This is a genomic window from Arthrobacter sp. AOP36-F1-5 (assembly GCF_058137995.1).
Map to the genome: position 1 here is coordinate 2,390,809 of NZ_CM176892.1, position 22,844 is coordinate 2,413,652.

At 63.5% G+C, this 22,844-nt stretch carries 24 protein-coding genes; 9 read left to right on the forward strand and 15 right to left on the reverse strand.

The window, feature by feature from the left end:
• Positions 1-9 precede the first annotated feature (9 nt).
• The 6 genes from AC3ZI9_RS10965 to AC3ZI9_RS10990 are packed head-to-tail and all read right to left on the reverse strand — an operon-like array spanning position 10 to position 5,646.
• Complete coding sequence (locus AC3ZI9_RS10965) at positions 10-1,563, reverse strand: hypothetical protein (RefSeq protein ID WP_444561737.1); 1,554 nt, start codon at positions 1,561-1,563, stop codon at positions 10-12.
• Positions 1,556-2,926, reverse strand: a complete 1,371-nt coding sequence (locus AC3ZI9_RS10970) for a M50 family metallopeptidase (protein WP_444561746.1) — start codon at positions 2,924-2,926, stop codon at positions 1,556-1,558. The genes AC3ZI9_RS10965 and AC3ZI9_RS10970 overlap by 8 nt, the downstream gene beginning before the upstream one ends.
• Positions 2,920-4,149 carry a 1-deoxy-D-xylulose-5-phosphate reductoisomerase gene (dxr, locus tag AC3ZI9_RS10975; RefSeq protein ID WP_444561738.1) on the reverse strand — a complete coding sequence of 410 codons (1,230 nt, stop codon included), beginning with the start codon at positions 4,147-4,149 and terminating at the stop codon, positions 2,920-2,922. Before dxr ends, AC3ZI9_RS10970 begins: the two co-directional genes overlap by 7 nt.
• A gap of 51 nt (positions 4,150-4,200) precedes the next feature.
• On the reverse strand, positions 4,201-4,740 hold the full coding sequence (locus AC3ZI9_RS10980; RefSeq protein WP_444555392.1) for a hypothetical protein: 540 nt from the start codon (positions 4,738-4,740) through the stop codon (positions 4,201-4,203).
• Between the two features lie 19 nt (positions 4,741-4,759).
• The gene (locus AC3ZI9_RS10985; protein ID WP_444555391.1) at positions 4,760-5,182 is read right to left on the reverse strand and encodes an organic hydroperoxide resistance protein; all 423 of its coding nucleotides are present in this window, start codon (positions 5,180-5,182) and stop codon (positions 4,760-4,762) included.
• Positions 5,179-5,646, reverse strand: a complete 468-nt coding sequence (locus tag AC3ZI9_RS10990) for a MarR family winged helix-turn-helix transcriptional regulator (protein WP_444555390.1) — start codon at positions 5,644-5,646, stop codon at positions 5,179-5,181. Before AC3ZI9_RS10990 ends, AC3ZI9_RS10985 begins: the two co-directional genes overlap by 4 nt.
• 212 nt (positions 5,647-5,858) lie before the next feature.
• Here AC3ZI9_RS10990 and AC3ZI9_RS10995 point away from each other — a divergent pair, with 212 nt between their 5' ends.
• Together AC3ZI9_RS10995 and AC3ZI9_RS11000 are read left to right on the forward strand one after the other, a co-directional pair.
• Entirely contained in the window at positions 5,859-6,377 is a 519-nt protein-coding gene (locus AC3ZI9_RS10995; RefSeq protein WP_444566251.1) for a phosphotransferase family protein, read from the forward strand.
• A complete protein-coding gene (locus tag AC3ZI9_RS11000; protein ID WP_444555388.1) occupies positions 6,370-6,795 on the forward strand; it encodes a phosphotransferase in 426 nt (141 codons plus the stop codon). The genes AC3ZI9_RS10995 and AC3ZI9_RS11000 overlap by 8 nt, the downstream gene beginning before the upstream one ends.
• Positions 6,796-6,880: 85 nt before the next feature.
• Here AC3ZI9_RS11000 and AC3ZI9_RS11005 read toward each other — a convergent pair whose 3' ends face one another.
• Positions 6,881-7,246 (reverse strand): VOC family protein, encoded by a 366-nt coding sequence (locus AC3ZI9_RS11005; RefSeq protein WP_489923583.1) that lies wholly within the window; start codon positions 7,244-7,246, stop codon positions 6,881-6,883.
• A 121-nt stretch (positions 7,247-7,367) separates the two neighbouring features.
• Between AC3ZI9_RS11005 and AC3ZI9_RS11010 the strand changes: the two genes are divergently transcribed.
• Complete coding sequence (locus tag AC3ZI9_RS11010) at positions 7,368-7,550, forward strand: hypothetical protein (RefSeq protein ID WP_444555386.1); 183 nt, start codon at positions 7,368-7,370, stop codon at positions 7,548-7,550.
• A 290-nt stretch (positions 7,551-7,840) separates the two neighbouring features.
• On the opposite strand, the gene AC3ZI9_RS11015 is transcribed toward AC3ZI9_RS11010, so the two are convergent.
• A complete protein-coding gene (locus tag AC3ZI9_RS11015) occupies positions 7,841-8,815 on the reverse strand; it encodes a phosphotransferase family protein (RefSeq protein ID WP_301422373.1) in 975 nt (324 codons plus the stop codon).
• A 1,224-nt stretch (positions 8,816-10,039) separates the two neighbouring features.
• Between AC3ZI9_RS11015 and AC3ZI9_RS11020 the strand changes: the two genes are divergently transcribed.
• Together AC3ZI9_RS11020 and AC3ZI9_RS11025 are read left to right on the forward strand one after the other, a co-directional pair.
• Complete coding sequence (locus AC3ZI9_RS11020; RefSeq protein WP_301422374.1) at positions 10,040-11,260, forward strand: multidrug effflux MFS transporter; 1,221 nt, start codon at positions 10,040-10,042, stop codon at positions 11,258-11,260.
• A 37-nt stretch (positions 11,261-11,297) separates the two neighbouring features.
• Entirely contained in the window at positions 11,298-11,864 is a 567-nt protein-coding gene (locus AC3ZI9_RS11025) for a TetR/AcrR family transcriptional regulator (protein WP_301422375.1), read from the forward strand.
• Positions 11,865-12,597: 733 nt separating this feature from the next.
• Here AC3ZI9_RS11025 and AC3ZI9_RS11030 read toward each other — a convergent pair.
• From AC3ZI9_RS11030 to AC3ZI9_RS11040, 3 genes are all read right to left on the reverse strand, one after another.
• Entirely contained in the window at positions 12,598-13,227 is a 630-nt protein-coding gene (locus AC3ZI9_RS11030) for a MauE/DoxX family redox-associated membrane protein (protein WP_489924038.1), read from the reverse strand.
• 36 nt (positions 13,228-13,263) lie between these two features.
• The gene (locus AC3ZI9_RS11035) at positions 13,264-13,512 is read right to left on the reverse strand and encodes a hypothetical protein (RefSeq protein ID WP_443390562.1); all 249 of its coding nucleotides are present in this window, start codon (positions 13,510-13,512) and stop codon (positions 13,264-13,266) included.
• Between the two features lie 407 nt (positions 13,513-13,919).
• On the reverse strand, positions 13,920-14,453 hold the full coding sequence (locus tag AC3ZI9_RS11040; protein ID WP_444555385.1) for a hypothetical protein: 534 nt from the start codon (positions 14,451-14,453) through the stop codon (positions 13,920-13,922).
• A 242-nt stretch (positions 14,454-14,695) separates the two neighbouring features.
• Between AC3ZI9_RS11040 and AC3ZI9_RS11045 the strand changes: the two genes are divergently transcribed.
• The 4 genes from AC3ZI9_RS11045 to AC3ZI9_RS11060 all read left to right on the forward strand — a co-directional run bounded on the left by AC3ZI9_RS11045 (position 14,696) and on the right by AC3ZI9_RS11060 (position 18,222).
• Positions 14,696-15,292 (forward strand): recombinase family protein, encoded by a 597-nt coding sequence (locus AC3ZI9_RS11045; RefSeq protein WP_301422378.1) that lies wholly within the window; start codon positions 14,696-14,698, stop codon positions 15,290-15,292.
• 7 nt (positions 15,293-15,299) lie between these two features.
• Positions 15,300-16,685, forward strand: a complete 1,386-nt coding sequence (locus AC3ZI9_RS11050; protein WP_301422379.1) for a TnsB C-terminal domain-containing protein — start codon at positions 15,300-15,302, stop codon at positions 16,683-16,685.
• Positions 16,685-17,497 carry an AAA family ATPase gene (locus tag AC3ZI9_RS11055; protein WP_301422380.1) on the forward strand — a complete coding sequence of 271 codons (813 nt, stop codon included), beginning with the start codon at positions 16,685-16,687 and terminating at the stop codon, positions 17,495-17,497. Before AC3ZI9_RS11050 ends, AC3ZI9_RS11055 begins: the two co-directional genes overlap by 1 nt.
• Positions 17,498-17,622: 125 nt before the next feature.
• Positions 17,623-18,222 (forward strand): recombinase family protein, encoded by a 600-nt coding sequence (locus AC3ZI9_RS11060; RefSeq protein WP_444555384.1) that lies wholly within the window; start codon positions 17,623-17,625, stop codon positions 18,220-18,222.
• Positions 18,223-18,271: 49 nt separating this feature from the next.
• Here the strand turns inward: AC3ZI9_RS11060 and AC3ZI9_RS11065 are convergent, their stop codons facing one another.
• The 4 genes from AC3ZI9_RS11065 to AC3ZI9_RS11080 are packed head-to-tail and all read right to left on the reverse strand — an operon-like array spanning position 18,272 to position 22,843.
• A complete protein-coding gene (locus AC3ZI9_RS11065) occupies positions 18,272-19,096 on the reverse strand; it encodes an HpcH/HpaI aldolase/citrate lyase family protein (RefSeq protein WP_444555383.1) in 825 nt (274 codons plus the stop codon).
• Positions 19,093-19,629 (reverse strand): MaoC family dehydratase, encoded by a 537-nt coding sequence (locus tag AC3ZI9_RS11070; protein WP_444555382.1) that lies wholly within the window; start codon positions 19,627-19,629, stop codon positions 19,093-19,095. Before AC3ZI9_RS11070 ends, AC3ZI9_RS11065 begins: the two co-directional genes overlap by 4 nt.
• Before the next feature lie 9 nt (positions 19,630-19,638).
• Entirely contained in the window at positions 19,639-20,802 is a 1,164-nt protein-coding gene (locus tag AC3ZI9_RS11075) for an acyl-CoA dehydrogenase family protein (RefSeq protein ID WP_444555381.1), read from the reverse strand.
• 10 nt (positions 20,803-20,812) lie between these two features.
• A complete protein-coding gene (locus tag AC3ZI9_RS11080; RefSeq protein ID WP_444561739.1) occupies positions 20,813-22,843 on the reverse strand; it encodes an ATP-binding protein in 2,031 nt (676 codons plus the stop codon).
• Position 22,844: the final 1 nt, after the last annotated feature.

Sequence of the window (22,844 nt, forward strand, 5' to 3'; positions counted from 1 at the left end):
GTGGACCGGCTACTGGTAGGAGACGAACCACGGTTTCGGCTCGAGGTCGAAGGTCTGCTCGGGGGTGAAGGTCGGGGAGTCCTCGTCGATGAAGTTCTTCCACGCCATCCTGATGCCGTCGGGCAGGTCCCGACGCAGGTTCTTCCAGGTCGCCAGTTTCATCCCCGGGGTGCCGTGGCCGTCGGCATGCAGGACCATCGCCAACTCGGGGTGGGTGGTGTCCAGCGTGGAACGGTCCGTGATCATGCTCCGCCGGAACTGATGGAGAATGACGACCTTCTGCGGCAGTTCCTTCTTCCGGGTCAGTGCGGCCAGCCAGTCGTTGGTCCGGTTCAGTTCCGCGGCGTCGACGGAACCGATTTGTTCCATATGCCGTTGCCCGGGCTTCAGCCTCCATTCCGGGTCGTAGGCGATGCCCACGTTCGGGTAGGCCAGCAGCTTCTCGTAGTGCTTGGCCTGGGTCAGGAAGTCGTTGCGTCCGGGTTGCAGGTCCAGCACCACATAGATCCCGGCCTCTTGTGCCGCCTTGACCCAGGGTTCCAGGGTGTCCACTGGGGTGTAGCGGGAGTACTTCCCGTCCGCACCGGGGGCTGCGGAGGCGACCGTGGCGATGATCTCGAAGGCGGGCTGGACCTTTTCCTTGCTATGGGGCTGGTATTCGGCGGCCAGTTTCCGGGCCCGTTTGATCGTTCCGTCGAGGTCCTGCTCCCCCAGGGCGCCCAGGGAGGAGGTGCCGGGTGAGCCGTAGAGCCCGATCAGGCGCCGGTCCGGGAACACGAGCTGCCCGCCGCCGGGAAGTTCCTGTCCACTGGCTGCAGTGGCTGCCAGGGCAGAGAACTCTGCCGGTTTGGCGAACCCCTTTCCGAACGTGAGAAGCTGCGCGCCCGCATGGTCACCGAAGAATTCCCGGTTCGTGTCGGCCCGCGGATCGGGTGATTTCATCCTCGCCCGGTCCGCCCCCGCGGCTTCGGCGGTGGCCAAGGCCGGTCCCGCCGCCGGGTCTGCCTTCTTCCCCGCCCGGACAACGACCGCGAACCCGGGGTCGGTCGCCTTTTCTGCTGCATCGATGGAGGGCGGTTCCGCGTCCGGGTCCTCCCCGTCCACGACGTCCCGGTCCCCCGCCACCGCCTCGGACAGGGGCCCGTAGGCGATGAGGGTGCCCGCCCCCAAACGCTTCAATTCCTCGTCGAAGTCCTTCTGCTCCGAAGCCCCCTCGGGGGCCATGAGCACCGGGATGCCGAGTTCGCCGGCCCGCCCCGCGGCCCGCGTGGAGGAGTCGGCGTCGTCGTTTCCGAGGACGACGACGGCGGGTGCCTTCGCGAAGAACGCCTCGCTGGCTTCCAGTGCCATATCCCCGGTGTCCCCACCCAGGTGGCTGATGCCGGGCTCCGGCTCGGCCAACACGACGCGGTCGGGGTTCGCCCCTGACGACGCCGCCGTGTTTCCGGCGTAGTTCCCCGGGGCGTTCGCGGTGCATCCGGCCACGACGAGCCCCAGGGCCAGGGTGGCCGCGACGAGGGCGCTCCCGCGCAGCGTGGTGCCGGTGGTGCGTCGATCACCCAAAAATATTCACCGGTTTGACGATATCCGCATAGATCAGCAGCGCACCCATACCCAGCAACAGGACGCCCACCACGTAGGTCAGGGGCATGAGTTTGGCGATGTCCACCGGCCCCGGGTCCCGACGTTTGAAGACGCGGGCGACGAAACGGCGCAGGCCTTCCCAGAGGGCGCCGACGACATGGCCGCCGTCCAGGGGAAGCAATGGAATGAGGTTGAAGACGAAGAGGGCGACGTTCAGGCTGGCGACCAGACCGAAGAGCGTGGCGATGCGGTCCTTGATCGGGATTTCGTCCATGGCGCTGACCTCGCCGGCGATCCGGCCGACCCCGACGACCGACATCGGCCCGTTCGGGTCCCGTGGCGCCGAAGAGAAGGCCGCCTGCCCCACTGCCACCAGTCGTGCCGGCAGATCCACCACGATGCCGGCCACGGCCCGGACGTTCTGACCCACGGCCGACGGCACCTCGGTGAGCGGCAGGGTCATCTGCACGTTCTCCGAGCCCATGCCCACGAAGCCGACGTTGACCAGTTCGGTGTTGCCGTGGGCGTCGGTTTTGACCCGGCCGTTGATATCCAGGGCAGGTTGCTGGGATAGCTTCGGGGTGATGCTTGTGTGGTGTTCGGAGCCGTCCCGCAGATAGGTGATCGGAACGGTATTCCCGGCGTCGGCCCGGATGAGCTCGGAGAGGTCGTCCCACTGCCATTCCTTGAGCTGGTGTCCGTCGAAGGAGGTGATCCGGTCTCCCGGACGCAGCCCTGCTTCATAGGCCGGTGCCGCCGGGTCGCCGGCCTGGCAGTTCGTTGCCGCGTCGTCGCCGCCGCGGGCCTTCTGGTCGGCCTGGCTGACCACGCACTGGTAGACCTCGGAGATGTTGGTCGTGGACTGGATGGACCCGAAACCACTGATCAGCACGGCGAACAGCACGAAGGCGATGACCAGGTTCATGAACGGGCCGCCGAGCATGATGATGACGCGTTTATATACCGGGAGCTTATAGAACATCCGGTGCTCGTCCCCGGGGCGCAGCTGCTCCGCGGCCGCTTGACGGGTCTCATTGGCCAGCTGGGTAAACATTCCCGTGCTGGCGGCCTTGACCTTGCCCTCCACCGCTGTCGCCTCGGCGGGAGGGAACATCCCGATCATCGAGATGTAGCCGCCCAGAGGGATCGCTTTGACCCCGTATTCGGTTTCTCCGCGCCGGCGAGAGAAGATCGTCTTGCCGAAGCCGATCATGTATTGCGGGACGCGCACGCCGAAGAGCTTGGCCGGGACCAAGTGGCCGATTTCGTGCAAGGCAATGGACACGGCGACACCGATCGCAACGATCAGGACGCCGGCAATGAAGAGGATGACTGTCACAATTGTCCCCAACGATCCTGGGCGCTCTTTCGTGCCCACGCTTCGGCCACCAGTACCGACTGGACACTGAGTTCATCGCCGACGATGGCCCCGGCGTCGTATTTGCCCACCACATCGGCGACGGCGTCCACGATCTCGGGGAACCGGATGCGTCCTGCGTGGAAGGCCGCGACGGCTTCCTCGTTCGCCGCGTTGTAGACGGCCATATGGGTGGCCGAGGCATTGGCTGCCTGCTTGGCCAGGCGGATCGCCGGGAAGGCTTCCTCGTCCAGCGGTTCGAAGGTCCAGGTCGACGCGGTGGTGAAGTCACAGGCCGCCGCCGCGCCGGGGACCCGGGCCGGCCAGCCCATGCCCAGGGCGATCGGCAGGCGCATATCCGGCGGAGAGGCCTGGGCGAGGGTGGAGCCGTCGATGAACTCGACCATGGAGTGCACGATCGACTGCGGGTGGACCACGGCGTCGATCCTCTGTAGCGGGACGTCGAAGAGCAGATGGGCTTCGATGACCTCCAACGCCTTGTTGACCATGGTCGCCGAGTTGGTGGACACGACTTTGCCCATGTCCCAGGTGGGGTGGGCGAGCGCCTGGGCGGGGGTGACGTCCATCAGCGCTTCCCGGCTCATGCCGCGGAACGGGCCGCCCGAGGCGGTGACGATCAGCCGGGAAACCTCCTCGGCGGTGCCGGCACGCAGGGCCTGGGCCAGCGCCGAATGTTCCGAGTCCACGGGAACCAGCTGGCCCGGCGCGGCGGCCTGCTTCACCAGGGCGCCACCGGTGATCAGCGATTCCTTATTCGCCAACGCCAGTAGGTGTCCCGCCTTCAGGGCCGCCAGCGTCGGGGCCAACCCGATCGAGCCGGTGACGCCGTTGAGGACGACGTCGGCATCCGGGTAGCCGGCGATGCGTGCCGTCGCCGTGGGGCCGGTGAGCAGTTCGGGGCGGTAGGAGCTGTGCCCGGCAAGCTCGGCATGGGCGTGGATGCGCGCCTTGAGCTCATCGATGTCCCCCTCGGCGAGCGCGACGACCTCGGCCCGGGTGTGCACCGCCTGCCGGGCCAGGAGTTCGAGGTTGGAGCCGCCGGCGAGCGCGACGATGCGGAACCGGTCGGGGGCTGCATCGGCGACGTCGATGGCCTGGGTGCCGATCGACCCGGTCGAACCGAGCAGGACGATGCGCCGGGGGGCATCCGGGGCGGGGTTGATATGTGGCGGTTCGCGAAACTCCATGCCTCCAGTATCGCGCACTCGGCGGCAGGGGTGGACATCCCGGCGGCCGGGTCAGGAGGACTCGCCGTCGTCCTCTTCCCCTTCGTCGTCCAGGTCGCTCCAGTCGGCGTCGAGCCCTGAGGCGTCGGCCGCATCACCGGGGAATTCGAAGGGGTGCCGGAGCATCCAGATGAGCCGCCGGGTGACCCCCGGGCGCACCGGGAAGGTGTCCACATGGAAGATCTCGGGGTCCGCCAGCGAGGGTCGGTAGGTCCCCAGGCTGTCGGAGCCCCCGGCCTCCTCGGGCGAGGCCGGGGCATAGTGTACGGCCAACGGCGAGCCGAGTTCGGCGGCCAGTTGTGTGGCCAGCAGGATCCCCTCGGCCCGGTGGCGTCGGGACAGGACCCCGGTGGACGCGGTGTCGATGTCGTGGTCGGTGAACTCGGTTTCCCAGGCACGCATCCTGGCTTCGAGTTCGGCCGGCAGCGCCAGTTCGTCATAGGCCACGGGCTCCCACGTCCAGACCGGGCTCTCCCCATTTTCGACGAAGAGGCGCACATAGGGCACCCCTTCGATCGTGGTGTAGCTGGTATCCGGCTCCATCTCCTCCATGGGGACAGTGTGCCAGTGTTCAGTCGTCGGAGACGCGGAGGTCGACCTCGATGTTGCCTCGGGTGGCATTGGAATAGGGGCACACCTGGTGGGCCGCCTCGGCCAGCTCGCTGGCCACGGTCGCGTCCACAGCGGGCAGGGTGACTTCCAGGGTCACTGCCAGGCCGAACCCTCCGGACTCGAGCCCACCGAGGTGGACCTGGGCGCCGACGCTGGACCCATCGACGTCGATCTGGCGTTCGCGGGCCACCATCTGCAGTGCACTGTGGAAGCACGCGGCGTAGCCGGCGGCGAAGAGTTGTTCGGGGTTGGCACCGGCACCTGAACCGCCCATGGATTGCGGGATGGCCAGATCGAGGTCGACCCGGTTGTCGGTGGAGGTGACATGCCCGTCGCGGCCGCCACCGGTGGCGAGTGCTTCAGCGGTGTAGAGAGTCTTCATGATGGATCCTTGGGGTTGTCGGTGCGGGCAGGCGTTGCCTGCCCGGTGGAACAGATCTTGGCCAGTAGCCGGCGCAGCTCGACTGCTTCCGCTGCCTCTAGGCCCAGCTGGGCGAACAGACGTGCTGGAATCCCAACGGCGTCCTCGCGCAGGGCCGCGCCCTCGGAAGTCAACTGGACCGTGACCACGCGCTCATCGGCAGTGCCGCGATGCCGTTGGATGCGGCCGGAGGCTTCCAGCCGCTTCAGCAGCGGTGACAGGGTCCCTGAGTCGAGACCGAGCCGCCGTCCAAGCGTGGAAACCGGTTGACCGTCCTGCTCCCACAGGGCGAGCATGACCAGATATTGCGGATAGGTCAGGCCCAACGGCGCCAACAACGGGCGGTAGGCAGCCACGACGGTCTTCTCACTGGAATAGAGCGGGAAGCATAATTGCTCGTCGAGAGCCAGCGGGTTGATCTGCATAAATTAAGAATAGTGCACAATTTAGTTGTGGGCAACTCATCTAACCTGCCATCCATTAGCGTTCCACTGAGCCCGGCTGTCGTTTTCCGAAGACGATCGCTCGGAATGCCGGCCAAGCTGATGAATCGTTAGCTCCTGTTGACTCGGCCTAGTACTTCTCGTGGGATGAAGCGTCGGGAGACAAAGCCAGCACGCCATGCCAGACTGACGTGATGCCCCGCCAGTACGAGCCTCCGGCGCGAGAGGTCTTGGAGTGGGTTCGGCGCCATGTGCATGCGCATGCCCGGGTAACCGCCGTCGCGCGCCTGCAGGGCGGAGTCACCGCAGACATGGACCGAATCACTGTCGAGGCTCCGAGTGGAGCCCGGGATGTGGTGCTGCGCCGCTGGCAGTTCGATGACGAGGCTGAGGCCCAGGTAACACGCGAAGCGTCCGCGCTGACGGCGATACGTGGTCACGGGGTGCCTGCACCTCAACTCCTCGCAATGGACGCGGACGGCGTCGAGACCGGGGTGCCCTGCACACTCACGTCCGCCTTGACCGGGCAGCCGGACCTGGCTCCGGCAGACATGCGTTCCTGGCTGGGCCAACTCGCGACCACTCAGGCGGCGATCCACGCCGTACCCGACCGGCCACGAACCTCCGCGGACGCCGGGAACGGTGACGGCGAGCCTGTGCCCGTGCCGGACCGCTACGGCGGGCGCCACCGCCCCACTGGACTGGTTGTCTGACCGTGGTCTGCGCGATGCGGCCCGCGAGGCTGCGTCGGGACCGCTGGGCGGCGAAACGGTCTTTGCGCACGGCGACTACCAGCACTTCAATGTGTTGTGGGATGACAGGCGACTCACCGGCGTTGTGGACTGGCCCGACGCGGCGACCGGCAACCGGGGCAGCGACGTCGGCCACTGCAGGCTCAATCTGGCCGTATTGTTTGACGCCGAGACGGCTGGTGCCTATTTGACGATGTACGAGCGTGCTGCGGGCGTACGGGTGGATCGGCGGGCCGACTTGCGGGCGTTGCTCTGTTTTGACCTCGGGTGGCAGCACTTCGTCCCGCACCAAGTGGCAGGTCGGGCTCCGCTCGACCTGGCCGGGATGCCTGAGCGGGTTGCTGCCGCAATCCGCGATGCCCTGAACGGGGTCCATTAGCCTGTCTGTTTACGGTCAACGGCGTATCCGGATTTTCCGCAAGTGGAACCCAAACGGGCGTCCCGGAGTGGGATGACCGCGGCTCTCAGCTAGCGGCTGTTGTCCGCCAACTTCTCCAGCCCGACCACTCGGCCGCCTCAATGACGCAGAACCGGTTTCCCTCGGGGTCTTGCATGATGACGTAATCTGCATCGTCGGGGCATCGACCCCAATCCACCTTGGTGGCACCGAGAGTCGTCAGTCGGTGAACTTCAGCCGCTTGGTCCTCTGCGTACAAGTCCAGATGCATGCGCGGTGGCAATATCCGCTCAGAGCGGTGCGCGTCGAGGGAGACATTCGGACCAGTTCCATCGGTGGCGAATAACAGTGCGAAGTCATCATCAATCGGCTCACGCACAGCGTAATTGAGAGCATCAGACCAAAATTGAATCTGTTTTTGCAGGTCGCTCACACGAATGACTATGGACCCAACAACAAGCATTCCATAACCGTAGGTTGAGTGGAGTGACGCCACAAGCGGAACCCCATGGGAGGCAACTGTTCCCGTGTTGAATAAGGCCTATCGTTGTTGAATGGCGATGAAAGACAAGTTCGGGTATCCGCTCAAAATCGAGGCTATTGACCGCTACATGCCCCCGGTTGAGCTCCCTCCTTCGACCACACCTGAGGAACACGCTCGCCATGCAGAGGCCTATTCTGCCTACCAAGAACGCTTCCTTCAGGCGTCCAAGGAACGCCGCAACAACAAGGAGTGAATTCGACTCTTCGAATCCTCGCCTCCTGCGCCTCAATAGCCGAACCTCCACCGGACATCGGCCGAGGTGTCCCGTGCATATGTGTGGAGCTTGGCGCTCTTTGGTCGTGTTCTGTGACCGATACTTCTCCTCACGGTGGCATTGAGGTCAAGGATCAGCGAAGCGGTCTCTGTTGCGGAGAATGAGGGTCGTGGTAACGGTCACACCTCCGCCCGCAGCCTTCGTGGGGTGGTTAAGGCCGTTCTGCGCTCATCGAATCGATGCTGTTCACCGCATCGTGGGAGCTCGGGCTACCTGAGCAGGGGGGCGAGATAGCCGCCCTCGTCTTCAAGCAGGGCGGTGAGCAGGCGGTCCGGTCGCCAGTTCTGGAGTCGTTCCTCGTCGCTGCCAAGGGCCAGCCAGATCTCAAGGTCACGGAGCTGGTCGAGAATCGCTGCGCCACGGATAAGCGTACGACCATGAATCAGATCCATATGACGAGCGGCAATCTCAACCGCCGCGTTGCCTGCCGCCGAATCAACGCAATGGCCCTCCTCGGATATGCGGGCCTCGTAGACCAGCCGGCACAGGTCGATCTCGATCGGAGCGAGCACGGCGAACTCAAAGTCCAGCAGGGCGACGACTTCACCGTCCCATAAGGCATTCATCAGCGCGAGGTCGCCATGGTTGACGGTTTGCTCTACTAAGGGTGCAGCCCGGAAGTAGTCCTCGATGACTTCGTGGAGCTGCGCCTGCTGGGCGCTGGACAGTCCCAGCGCGACTTCGGCGTGTTTAGCCGACGCGGTGGCAGCGTCAATCGTTGCTGGCACGAAACCACCGTGCGACGCGACAAGCGTCCTGAGGTACGGGCTCGAGTCGTGCACGCTGTGGGCGCGGGCCCACAGCTGACGCACTGCTGATTCCTGCTCAGCAGGCGTCAGTGTAGGCCATGCCTCTTGGAGATTCTGACCGGGGATCTCTGCACTCACGATCCAGCCGTGGCCTGCGATAGTGCCCTCGCCGAGGATCTCTGGGTGTCCGACCTCTCGCGGCAGAGCCCGCACGAGCGCAACCTCTCGAGCCATGTCGACGGGTGTATGCGCGATTCGTACGGCGATGCCGTCACCGACCCATGTCGCGTTTGAGGATCCGTTTGCTCGCTGCATCCGCGTGAGTGTGCCGCCGTAGCGGGTTGCGACTTCAGCGGCCAAATCCTGGACGAAGGCTGCGCTGATCTGGTCGCGATCTTGGTCCAGTGGGTGGATATTTGCAGAGGGCTCTTTCATAGGGCTCTCATTTTGGCATATCCGTTTAAGCGCCGATTCAGTGGCGCTACCTCGATCCTTCTCTACACCCTCGACGGGGAAGAGAGTTGCCTTACCCATCGGGTCTGAGGATGATCCGTGCGGAAATCCACCCGAGGGGGTGTGTCTAGGGCAGATCGACTTTGGTTTGAACATATCAATGCCCGCAAGTGGAACCCACTGCGGGATGGTGCTCGCGGGCGCCACACGTCCAACAATTTCGATTCAGCTGCTTGTCGTCCAATACACGAATTCCCAGCGGGCGAGCAGCAAGGATCAGTTTGTTCCGACCGGATGACGGTCTCTTCTGGGCATACTCTTCAGCGCGCTCAGGGGAACCGTCGCAAGGATCAATCCAGCAAAGACAGAAACGGCAGCCAGAACTATACCGTTGGCCAAGAGCTGGTACGAAGACCACGCGATCTGGAGCACACAAGCCGTGGCTGAAACCCAAGCAGTGCCCAGGATAGTCGGGCCAGCGTGGACCGCACCAGAGTCCCGTGACACGGTTCTTGCAACAACCGCAATCTGAACCGATAAAGCGACAGCGACAAGGGCAATGACGATCCCGACAATGATTGCTGGTATCCAAGTGCTGAACAGAGCAAGGGCAGCGGATCCCACCAAGGTACCGACTAGAACCCTTAGCCTTGGGTTAGTGGTTTTTCGTTCCATGGTTACTCCCAGCCCTTCTTCCCACTTGATACCGCCTGTGGGGCTAGTCTACAAATGCTTCATGACCTTGAGCTACGGCCTAGAGAGCTGCATTCCTGTCTGCGGCTCGGCGCAAGCATAAGGGGCTCATCGTTTTCCAAAGTCGATTGCGCGGAGTGTCCTAAGACCTCGGGACGGCGGCCCCGTGCCCTCAAGCGGGTCCGGCGACGGCCGGCCGGATCGCGCAAAGCAATGTCAGCTCCGACGTTGATGGGGTGTCCAGAGGGGAACGCTAAACGGGACAGCAGATACCTCCGCATTGGGTATTCCCCACGACAGTTTTCCTCACAGGCCGGCCGGAAGTGTGCTCGGAAGCTCCTCCGCATACTCCCTCAGAGCTCTCTTATACCCATCGAGTGGGGAGCGTGACACCAGTCACGCTCCGTCTGGATTGCTCACAAATGACTTCCGTGGTGGAATAGAGTTGCTTGCCTACCTATCGGTAGGTAGGCAAGTAAGTGAGTTCATTCGACTTTTGAGGAGATCCCTACAGTGACTACTATTCAGCGCCAACGGAAGGTGGGTGCGTGGTTCGCGGTGTCGCTAGCACTGGTAACCATCCTGGGCCCTGCCGGCACCGACATGTACCTGGCCTCCCTGCCCGACATCGTCCAGCAACTCAACGGAACCGCAGCGTCAGGCCAGTTGACCCTCACGGTTTACCTGCTGGCGATGGGTGCGGGGCAACTAATTTTTGGCCCACTCACCGATGCATTCGGACGACGTCGGCCCCTCTTGGGCGCCCTAGTGGTATTTCTTCTGGCGTCTCTCTGGGCGGCAGCCAGCCCAACCATGGGAACCCTTCTAGCGGCTCGCACCTTGCAAGGGCTCGCGGCGGCGCTGACTCTCGTCGTGGCCTTGAGCATGGTTCGAGATGCCGCTCAGGGAGTGCGCGCCGCTCAGCTCTTCGCATTGTTGATGACAATCGAGGGCCTTGCGCCGGTGCTTGCACCGACCCTTGGCGGGTTCGTTGACCAGCACTTTGGCTGGCGTGCAGTGCTGCTGGTTCTTGCAGGTCTGGCTGCCATCGCACTGGCCAACTCGACAGCCAACCTGCGTGAGACCCTCCCGGTGGAGACCCGATCCTCCCTCCGGCTGGGAATGGTGCTTAGCACTTACAAGCGAATCGCAAAGGATTCCGGATTCTTGCTTCCCGCCTTAGGGCTGTCCGCGGTGTTCTTTTTCCTCTTTGGCTACATCGGAGGTGCACCATTTATCTACCAAGGTCATTTTGACCTTGACGCCAACACCTTCGGGCTCGTGTTCGGAGGAACAGGACTTGCCGTTATGTTCGGTGCCATTGTCGCTGGGCGCACCGTGACACGATTCGGTGCTGGTGCACTAGGAATGGCTGGGACGATCATCGTCGCGCTCGGTGCCGCGGTCGGTTTCGTGCTGACGCTGTTGGGAATGGGTCTACCGGGTATCGTCATTGGCATGTTCATTTCCCTTTTCGGCATTGGTATCGCGGAAGCGACACTTATGGCACTGGCCATGGCTTCCCAGCACACGTCCCTGGGTTCTACCGCAGCCCTGCTAGGAGCATTCCAGCTCATCATCTCCTCGGCCGCTACCCCCATCGCAGGAGTAATGGTCGAAGCAGGGCCACTGGCCTGGCTGGCATTCCTGATGGTGGTCGGTGCGGTTGCCATTGCTATCGTGGCAGTGAGCGTCAAACGAGCACCTGCCGTGACCGATCTCGGCAGCCACTAATCGTTTCGAACCAAAGAATACGGAGCATCAGCACCCAATGTCATTGTCCCCATCGGCAAAGAAGATTTGCACCGTTGCTGTTGACCACTTCGCAGAATTCGGTTATGACGCGTCCTCGCTCACGGTGATCGCGGAACAGGCCGGGATGCGAAAGGCTTCCCTCTATGCCCACTTTGCCAACAAGGATGCGCTCTTCAACGAGGTCATGGACATCGCCCTGCGGGAGGAACGTCTCGCTGCAAGCAATGCCTTCGCCGCAGAATCAGGTGTACCTTTGCCCGGCGGTGAGTATCTAAACGCCCTGCACCCCAGATACGCATCGTCGGCGGACTTCCGTTTTTTGCTGCGCACCGTCTATGCTCCGCCGCTCGCGCTCCGCGAGGAAGTGATCACCAAGTACCGACTCTTTGAGGCTGACCTAAGATCACTGTTCATAGCAGCTCTGCCCAGAAGTCTCGACCCGCGCAATGCCACAACGCTAGTAGATGCATACCTTGGCATCGTCGACAGCCTGCAGGTAGAACTTATCTACAATTCACCAGAGAATTACGAGGCCCGACACCGGGCCCTCTGGGAGATACTTCAGCGATATCCAATCTCATAGCAGGTGGTGAGCCCTAGGGTGGGCGTGGTTCTCACGGACCACGCCCACCCTGGGGCTTACTGACAGCTCGGATCGTTGCATTGGATGTCAAAACTTCAAGACGTTGAGGACTCCGGCCTCGACTACGCTGAAAAGGCCCGGCTCAAAACCGATCTTTACAGGCCGCGGAGCTACGGCGGTAACCGCCATTTTTGGGTTAAAGAAGGACTTCCATTACCCACTAACAGTCGTAGTTCACTGTCGAATTTTGGTGCTCCGGTATCGCGGTAGCGAACGGGAAAGAGTGCTTTTCGTCGTCGACGGAGCTGCATCGTCCCGTTTGGGGATCTGTCCGAATTGACAATTTGAACCGTCCCGATAGGGGGTCCTCCACCGGAAACGACCGCTCGAAATAGGAGTTACCGAGAGCGCCAAGCCTGTGAATCGCAACGATAAGTGGCGGCGAATTCTTAGCGGTAAATGGCGCTCTCGGCGCCTGCTAGGGGAACCTTCAGCGGATATCGTCTTGGATGGACTCGCACGCACAAGGGGGCGACGTCGTCTCAGGTACGGCGTCTCCTATCACCGACCTCTGGTGAGCATTCTCGGCCAGCCATCCCTAACACGTGGTGTGAGGCTACTCTGCTCTTCTGGATCAAGGCCGCAATCATCCGCTGTCAAATTACGAGCCGGTGGAAGGCTCCGAGACGTTCTGCCGCGTTGTCCCAGGCCAAGTGACTTTAGGCGATGAGGTCTAGTTAACAACCGACTTCTTGGACTCGAAACACGATATCCAAGATGTCCATACGCCGGAGTACCAATCGGTAGCGAAGATTATCCTCCGGCGGGCCAGCAGGTCGCTTAGCGCCGGGTGGGGGATCTTTTTCCGGTCCTTTAATTCGAGCAAGGTTTCGGTCAAGGTAGCGACCACCATTAAAGTCGCAATCGTCGAGACCAGGAGTGCCGTAATCAGGGGCGGGTAGCCTGATACGGCTGCAGCGAGAACAATGAAAAGGCTGTTGCGCACAAAGACCCACGCGCCAGCCGCCGAATCAGCTGCAACCGTCGCCGTTCGGCCTAACCTGGCTAGAAACCATGGTTTTGATAGTGAACCGAAGCAGGCGCACTGCAGGTTACGAAGTCTAGTTGCCCGGAGGATGTACGAGGCCGTAAATGCGATCACAAGTGACGCCGAAAAGGGGCCGCCCGCTTTCGAGAAGCCGAAAAACAACATGGCACTGGCTGCGATCTCCATGCCGATCACAAAGACCCCGATGGAGCGACCGGAATGTCCACCAAGCAGGGCCTCCACGTCCGCGCGAAACTGGGCAAAGGACAGGGTTTTTAGGCTGCTACTTACGAGCCAGAGAAAACCGAGAATCACCGAGGCCAATTGGACTACTGTCGGCGAGTCCACGGTTCACTCTCCAGATACTCGTCGAAATTCGGCGCGGATGCCTTGTAAAACGGCCTTGACTAGAGCCTCTCGCGTTGCCGGGGAAAACTCGCCGTTGTATGACCAACGCAGCTCGATATCTGCGGGGTTTTCCCCATAGGCCACTGCCTGAAGTGTTAGCTTCTCAACTCGCTTTTCCTGCTTAGGCGGGGAAAAGTCTTTGTGGTTGGCTGTCCCTACGCCTTGCGCGGGAGAACCTGCATGCCATGTCATCTCTACCTCCTAGGTCATTCGATATCACTAGCAGTAAACGCCGCAGCACCATCCAGTCTGGAGGACGGGATCGCACTTGCCGAGGGGTTTCGCCCCAATATCGGGATTCGGGCTTGTGTTGTAGACCGTGCACGAGTCCACTGATCTCGGCCCGAACTGACACTCACTTATTGTGTCCGTGCAATAGCCGATGCATGTGCAGGGGTACTGGTAGTTTCCTGGACAGTCGCAGCCATAGAGGCGTTGTGTGCCGAAGTCGCAGGCGCTGGGCGGTGCTGCCGCGGCCGATGGGGCAAACCCAACCAGAGAGCCGATGCTTCCTGCCGCGAGGACGGTCAGTCGCGTGAATGACCGCCGATCAAGAGCGATTCCCCCGCTCCGCGGGGATGGGCGTTCCCCCGTGCCTTTCATACCAACTCTCCTTTTTGGGCTAGCTGCTGGACAACCCAATTCACATCGGGGGCAGGCTCGTAGTCCTTTGCTTCTAGACGGTCCATGACGATTGCAGTGGGCGTTCCGTGGACGCCAGCGGCGAAAAGAATGTCGCTTCCCGCATCGGCGTGAAGAGTCCAGCCAGCACGTTCGATGGATTGCATCATGGCGGGATTGCCGGAAGCCGAGGGCGCCGTCGGCGTTGTGACGAAGAGCAGATTCTTATTGCCGCTGAGATCGGCTTTCCGGAGCAGATCATCGACTAGCTTTCGGCAGCCCGGGCAGCCGCTAGAAACGAACATGACGACGAGCATGTCGTGTGCGGAGCGGGAATAGAATTCGTGGAGGTCTGCAAGTTCGCGTGGCATGCGCCCCTTCCTGAACCACTCGGGCTCCGGTGGGATCGTCACCAATTCGCGAAAAGAAGTCAATTCACTGCGAAGGATGGCCACTTCCCGCATGGTTCCCAGAATTGCTAATAAAAGGACCGCTACAATGAAAGCCAGCACCCATACCATTTTATTTCCCCCAACTGAAATCGTATGTCGTCGCCAATGTAACAAGTTTCCTGTTTGCCGACAAGGTTTAGCTTTGGCCCATAAAGTTACAGTTTTCCAAGACACTCCAGGCCCATCTCGAACTGTGGAGAAGAGTGGCTACATTCCGGAGCGTGGCCTGTCTCGGAAACATGCCTTGCGGCAAACCGTCTTGATCCCTCCGCATCGAGGGGTTTTTGGGGCAGAATGACCTGGTGAGACATCTCGGATATACACGGGTCAGCACCAAGGGCCAGGACGCGCAGCTGCAGGTCGACGCCCTCGTCAAGTCGGGCGTGCAGGAGCGGGACATTTTCGCCGATGTCACATCAGGCAGCCGGACCGCGATCTCGCGCCCCGGAATGAAGAAGCTCCTCGAATACGCCCAGCCCGGTGACACCGTCGTGGTGTGGCGGGTCGACCGGCTCGGGCGGTCCCTGATCGACGTACTCAACACGGTCAAGCTCCTCCGGGAGCAGGACGTGCAGGTGAAAAGCATCTCGGACGGCATCGATCCATCGACGACCTCGGGCCGGTTGATGCTGAACATGCTCGCCACGTTGGCCGAATACGAACGCGAACTGATCACCGAACGCGTGAACGCCGGCATCACCGCCGCGCGGAAAAGCGGAACCAGATTCGGCAGACCCCTGTCGGATCCCGTCGTGGTCGCCGACAAGCTCAAGCTCGTCGCCGAGGCGAGGGCGAAGGGCCGCACCGCGGAGGACGCGGCGAAACTCGTCGGGTGGAGCCGGGCCACCCTGTATCGTCACCAGCAGGCCTTCGCGGCTCGCGAGGGCACCACCGTGTAGGTGTCTCGTGGACGCGGCGGAGCGGTGGCGTGTTCTTCGGCTTCATGTCGAGGACCAGATCCCGCTCGCTGTCCTTGCCCGGGAGACCGGAATCTCCGTCCGGGCGCTGCAACGTTGGAACCGGCTCTACCGGCAAGGCGGCATCTCGGCCCTCGAACCCAACCCACGCAGCGACAAAGGCGTCCGCCGAACGTCGAGCGAGACGGTCGCGTTCATTGAACGTTTGGCACTCACCCGGCCACGCCCAGGCATCTCCACGTTGCATCGCCTTGCCGCCACCGATGCGCAACAGCGCGAGCTGCCGGCGCCGAGCTATGCAACTGTCCGGCAGATCGTGCAGGCCCTCGATCCGGCCATGGTCACGCTGGCGCTTGAGGGGCCCGCGTCGTATCGGGACAAGCACGAGCTGGTCTTCCGCCGCCGCGCGGAACATCCGAACCAGACATGGCAGTCAGACCACACCGAGCTCGACATCCTCATCGTCGGGGCTGATGGGAAACCCGACCGGCCTTGGCTGACCACCGTGATGGATGACTACTCCCGCGCCATCTGCGGATACATGGTCTTCACCGACACCCCGTCAGCGATTAACACCGCCCTTGCCCTCCGGCAGGCAATCTGGCGGAAAACGGACCCCACCTGGGCGATGTGCGGGATCCCCGACATCCTGCACGTGGACCACGGCTCCGACTTCACCAGCCACCATCTTGAGAGAACTGCTATCGCCCTGCATATCAGGATCATCCACTCAACCGTCGGCCGGCCCCAGGGGCGGGGGAAGATCGAGCGGTTCTTCGGCACCATCAACACCGAGCTTCTGGCTGCGCTACCTGGCCATCTCGGCTCCGGCAGCCGGGCACCAACACCCGTCCTCGATCTTGCAGGGCTCGACGGAGCGGTCGGCGACTTCATTGGCACCTATAACGACAGGGTCCACAGCGAGCTGGGGATCTCGCCGCGCGACGCGTGGGTTGGCGATGGCTGGCTTCCCCGCATGCCGCAGAGCCTGGAAGAACTCGACGGGCTGCTCCTCACCGTTCCGAAGAGCCGGGTCGTGCAACGCGACGGCATCCATTTCCAAGGCCAGCGCTACCTCGCCCCGACCCTGGCCCCCTTCGTCGGACACACCATCACAATCCGGTACGACCCGCGCGACATCTCCGAGATCCGCGTATACGACCGGGACACGTTCATCTGCACCGCCATCGACGAAGCCCACCCCAACCTTCGCCTCAGCCTCCGCGATATCGAAACCGCCCGCCGGGCCCGCCGCAAACAACTACGCCGCGCCATCAACGACCGCATCCCCACCGTTTACACCCGCGAAGAACCCCGCAACCCCGAAACCACGAAACGGCGGCCACGGCTGCGCACCTACGAAGAGGACGAGTGATGAACCAGGCATTCATCGTCACCAAAGAGCACCGGCGCTTCACCGAGTTCGCCAACGCCGTGCGGAAAGAGAAGACCATCGGGATCTGCCACGGCGCGGCCGGCGTCGGGAAAACCAACTCCGCCCGCCGCTACGCGAACTGGGACGCGCTCGAGGCCTACATCAACGAGTGGGGACCCCGCGGAGACCACGACGCAAAGCACTATGCCCTCGCGAACCGATCCCGCACCGTCTTCTACACACCCGAAGTCCTCTGCCGGCCCAGGGATCTCATGGCCGAGCTCGCGCACTGGCAGATCAAAGTCGGGATCTGCGTCGAAGAGCACCTCCAGTCCCTCAAACCCGAAGTGGTGACGGTAAAACAAGGAGACCTCACTCGTCTCGTCGAGCTGCTCATCGTCGACGAAGCCGAACGGCTGACCCCCACTGCCCTGGAACTTCTCCGCGACCAACACGACCGGACCCATCTCGCGATGATCCTGATCGGCATGCCCGGCATCGACGAACGATTCCGTCACTACCCGCAGCTTTACAGCCGGCTCGGATTCTCACACCAATACCGCACCCTCGGACGCGAGGAGCTCCTGTTCGTCCTGGACCGTCACTGGAAACGGCTCGGAAAAACCCTCGACCCCGATGACTTCACCGACGCGCAAGCCATAGCGGCGATTGAACGGATCACCCGCGGCAACTTCCGGCTCCTCGAACGGCTCTTCCCCCAAATAAGCCGGGTGCTCAGGATCAACCAGCTCGACACCATCACCGACGACGTCGTCGAAGCCGCCGCCAGCATCCTCGTCATCGGCAGCTAATGACTCAGAGCGATCACAAAACGCCGCCAAAGAGCGCCAAACTCCACAGCCAAGCCATCACCGTCCCGTAAGACCCGTCCGGCGAGTCGTCCGGTGACGGGTCCTTATGTGACACACTGATCTGCATGTCTGAGATCATCATCGGCTATGCACGCGTGTCCACGGAAGAGCAAGACCTCACCGCGCAGCGTGATGCCCTAGCAGCCCTGGGCGTCACCTCGGAACGCATCTATGTTGATCATGGGTTTACCGGCACCAACAAGAATCGTGCCGGCCTACGCGAAGCCTTGGCCGCATGCCGAGCTGGGGATACCTTCGTCGTTACCAAGCTGGATCGCCTAGCCCGCTCCGTCCGGGACGCCCACGAAATTGCCGATGACCTCGCCAGACGCGAAATCAAACTCAGCATCGGCGGTTCCGTCCATGACCCTACCGACCCAATGGGCAAACTCCTGTTCAACGTGTTGGCGATGATCTCCGAGTTCGAAGCTGACCTTATTCGGATGCGCACCCGCGAAGGAATGAAGGTTGCCAAGGCCAAGGGCAGGCTGCGGGGCAAGCAGCCCAAACTCTCAGCGAAGCAGGAAGAGCACCTCCTCGAACTGCACGCCGCTGGGGAACACAGCAAGGCGGAGCTAGCTGAGCTGTTTAGCGTCGGTCGCTCCACTGTCTATCGAGCCATTGAACGCGGGCGGCTGCGGAACTTAAAGGAAGACAACCGCTGACACTGCTGTCCTGCCCGTGCAGTCGTATTCGAAAAACGACACCGGCCCGCTAGCCGTCGATACGGGCCACCAGACGGCGGGCATGGCGCAGCAAGGGCTCGTCGACCATCTGTCCCTCGAAGGAGAAGACCCCCGAGGCGGTGCGTGCCGCCTCCAGAATGGCCCGGGCCCGCTGCACCGCTTCCGGGTCGGGGGCGTAGGCGGCCCGGATCACCGTCATCTGGGCCGGGTGGATGCTGGCCTTGGCGGCGAATCCGCTGGCGACCGCGTCACGGGTCTCGGCGGCGAGACCCTCGGTGTCGGGGATGTTGATGTAGACGGAGTCGATGCCGGCCTTCCCATAAGCCCCTGCGGCCAGCAGGACGGCTGCCCTGGCATGGACGGCGACGTCACGGTAGGAACCGTCGTCGTGCCGGCTGGAGGTCCCCCCAAGGGAGGCGACCAGGTCCTCGGCTCCCCACATGAGCGCCACGACGTTGGGCTCGGCGGCGATGGCCGGCGCGTTGAGTACACCCAGCGCCGTCTCGCACAGGGCGATGACCCGATAGTCGGCCAACTGCCTGAGCTGTTCGACGGTTTCGGTCTTGGCCAGCATCACGGTGCTGTAGGCGGTCTCCCCCACAGCCGCCAGGTCTTCGGCGAAGTCCTCGGTGTCCACGGGGTTCACCCGGACGATCGTACGTCCCGGATCCAAGGGCGTGTCCACCACCGATCGTCGGGCCGCCGGCTTATCGGTGGGTGCCACGGCGTCCTCGAGGTCGATGATCACCGCGTCGGCCCGGGCGGAGGCCTTGGCATAGCGTTCGGGCCGGTCTGCGGGGCAGAAGAGGATGGCCGGCCCCATAGTGAAGGCCGGTGCAGAGGTATCGCTCATGACTGCTTCTTCCCGGCATCCAGGTGTCCGGCCTCGGTCCACATCAGCACGGTGCGCGAAGCCTCGGCCACCACCTCACCGTCCTGGTTGTGCCCGGTGTGCTTCATGGTGGCGATCCCCTGCCCGGGCCTGGACTTCGAGGGACGCAGCCCGGTGATCTCGGTTTCGGTATACAGCGTGTCCCCGTGGAAGAGCGGGTGGGGGAAGTTCACGTCGTTCAGACCCAGCTGTCCGATGATCGTGCCCTGGGTCAGCTGTCCCACCGACTGGCCGACCAGGGTGGCGAGGGTGAACATCGAGTTCACCAGGCGCTGCCCGAAAGGCTGGGTGGCGCTGAAGGCCGCGTCCAGGTGCAGGGCCTGGGTGTTCATGGTCATCGTGGTGAACAGGACGTTGTCCGTCTCGGTCATCGTCCGCCCCGGGCTGTGTGCGTAGACGGTCCCGACCTCGAGTTCATCGAAGTAGAGCCCGCGTTCGACCACGCGCCGCCCCGGAGCCGGGGTGCCGCCGTCGTTCGCTGCATCAGCGTTCATATCCTTCTCCTAGAGTCCGAGTTCGCGGGCAATGAGCATCAGCTGCACCTCGGTGGTGCCTTCGCCGATCTCGAGGATCTTCGAATCCCGGTAGTGACGGGCGACGACGAACTCGTTCATGAAGCCGTAGCCGCCGAAGACCTGGGTCGCGTCCCGGGCGTTGTCCATCGCCGCTTCGCCGGCGATCAGTTTGGCCATGGCGGCCTCGGTGGTGAACGGCTTGCCGGCGAGCATCTTCGAGGCGGCACCATAGTAGGCCAGCCGGGCGCTGTGGGCGCGGGCCTGCATGCGGGCGATCTTGAATGAGACGGCCTGGAACTTTCCGATGTTCTGGCCGAATGCGGTGCGCTCCTTGGCGTAGCGGACCGATTCGTCCACGCACCCCTGGGCGGCGCCGGTGGCCAGGGCGGCAATGGCAATGCGCCCCTCATCGAGGATGGACAGGAAGTTAGCGAAGCCTCGGCCGCGCTGACCCAGCAGGTTCTCCTGCGGGACGGTGACGTCCTTGAACGTCAGCGGGTGCGTATCCGAGGCGTTCCAGCCGACCTTGTTATAGGCCCTCTCCGCGGTGAAGCCCTCGGTGTCGGTGGGCACCAGGATGGTGGAGATCTCCTTCTTCTCCGAACCGTCGGCCCGCGTCGAGGTCCCGGTGACGGCGGTGGCGGTGACCAGGCGGGTGATGTCGGTGCCGGAGTTGGTGATGAACTCCTTATTGCCGTTGATCACCCAGTTCCCGTTCTCTTCACGAGCCGTGGTGCGGGTTCCACCGGCATCGGAGCCTGCCTCGGGTTCTGTCAGGCCGAAACCTGCCAGCGCCTGCCCGCTGGCCAACTGCGGTAGCCACTGTTCCTTCTGCGCGTCGGTGCCGAAACGGTAGATCGGCATGGCGCCGAGCGAGACCCCTGCCTCCAGGGTGATCGCGACCGACTGGTCGACCCGGCCCAGCTGTTCCAGGGCCAACGACAGGGCGAAGTAGTCCCCGCCCATGCCGCCGTGTTCTTCGGGGAAGGGCAGGCCGAACAGGCCCATCTCCCCCATCTGGGAGACGACGTCGTAGGGGAAGCTGTGCTCCTCGTCGTGTTTGGCGGAGACGGGGGCGACGACGTTGTCGGCGAAGTCGCGGACTGTATCGGAAAGGTCCTGGTAGTCGTCGTCGAGTTCGAGGTTCGGCATGGAGGGGTCCTTAGCTGGTGGTGGTTTCGGTAGCGGGCGCGTCGGCGCCCGTGGTCTCGGGGGTCACGGTGGCCACCGAGGCCCCGGCGGAGACGTGGTCCCCGACGGCGACATGGATGGTGGCGGTGCCGGTCAGGCCGGCGACGAGGGGATGTTCCATCTTCATCGCCTCCACGGCCAGCAACGGTTGGCCAACCTCGACGTGGTCGCCGGTGGAGACCAGCACCGAGACGACGGTGCCGGGCATCGGTGACCGGGATTCGGGGTCGCCGCCGGCTTCCTCGCGTTCGAGGCTGGCCAGTCGGCGGTGCACAACGGCGCGGCGGTCAAGCCAGCGCACATGGGCGCCATAGCCGCCCGAGGCGATCCAGGCTTCGCGTCCCGCACTGGCCGGGACTTCGGCGAAGGCGGGGACGACGTCGGAGGCCGTTGCCCCGTCGGCGCCGTCGCCCTCCGGAGGCAGGGTCACCATATGCAGTTCGCCGTCGATCTCCAGGGCCAGGGTCCGTTCCCGGTGGCTGCCCAGGCGCCAGCCATCCGATGCCCAGGCTCCGAAGCGTGGGATGGTGGCCGGTTCCACGGCCAGGAAGCAGCGGGCGATCGACCGCAACTCGTCTTCGCTCGGGCTGCGTTTGTCCTGGATCCCCCACCGGTCGATGAAGGTGGTGTCCAGACGTCCGGCCTGCACATCGGGTTCGGCGATCAGCGCCCTGAGGTATTCGAGGTTGGTTTCGACGCCGAGGATGACGGTTTCGGCCAGCGCCGTGTCAATCCGGGCCAGGGCCTGGACCCGATCGTCGCCGTGGGCGATGACCTTGGCCAGCATCGGATCGTAGTCGGGGGTGATGTCGGAGCCGGTGGCGATGCCCGAGTCGACGCGGATGCCTTCACCGACGGGGTCTTCGGCGCGCAGGATCGTCCCGATGGAGGGCAGGAACCCCTGGGCCGGGTCCTCGGCGTAGACGCGGGCCTCGATGGCGTGGCCTTCCAGGGACAGGGCCTGCTGATCGAGCTCGAGCACCCGGCCGGCGGCGACCCGGATCTGCCATTCGACCAGGTCCACCCGTGCGCCGTTGAAGCGCACGACTTCCTCGGTCACCGGGTGCTCGACCTGCAGACGGGTGTTCATCTCCATGAAGAAGAATTCGTCGGGGTTCTCGTCCGAGACCAGGAACTCCACGGTTCCGGCCCCGACGTAATCCACCGAGCGGGCCGCATTCACTGCCGCCTGGCCGATCCGCTCGCGGATCCCGGCGCCACCGTCCTGCATCTGCAGCAGCGGTGCGGGCGCCTCTTCGATGACCTTCTGGTGCCGGCGCTGCAGCGAGCATTCACGTTCGCCCAGGTGGATGGTGTGCCCGTGGGTATCGGCCAGGATCTGGACCTCGATATGCCGGGGGCTGCGCACCAGGCGTTCGAGCAGCAGCGTGTCGTCGCCGAAGGAGCTCTTCGCCACCCGGCGGGCGGTCTGCAAGGTGGCGGGCAGCTCGGCCGCGGACTCCACCGCATGCATTCCCTTGCCGCCGCCGCCGGCGGAGGGCTTGATCAGCAGCGGGAATCCGACGTCGGCCGCCGCCGCGATCAGGGCGGCATCGTCCATCCCGGGATCGGCGACCCCGGGGACGACGGGGACACCGTGGCTGGCCACATGGTTCTTGGCCCGGATCTTATCGCCCATGAGGTTGATGGAATGGGCGCTGGGGCCGATGAAGGTGATCCCGGAACCCTCCAGTGCGCGCGCGAACTCGAGGTTCTCGGACAGGAACCCGTAGCCGGGGTGGACCGCCTGGGCGCCGGAAGTGCGGCAGGCATTCAGCACGGCGTCGATGTTCAGGTAGCTTGCGGCGGCGGCCGCCGGGCCCAGGCAGACGGCGTCGTCGGCTTCCCGGACATGGCGGGCCCCGGCGTCGGCTTCGGAGTAGACGGCGACGGAGCGGATCCCCAGCCGGCGCAGCGTCCGGATGACCCGGACGGCGATCTCGCCACGGTTGGCGACGAGCACGGTATCGAAGAGCGGTGACTCTACGTGGTTTTCGGTCATC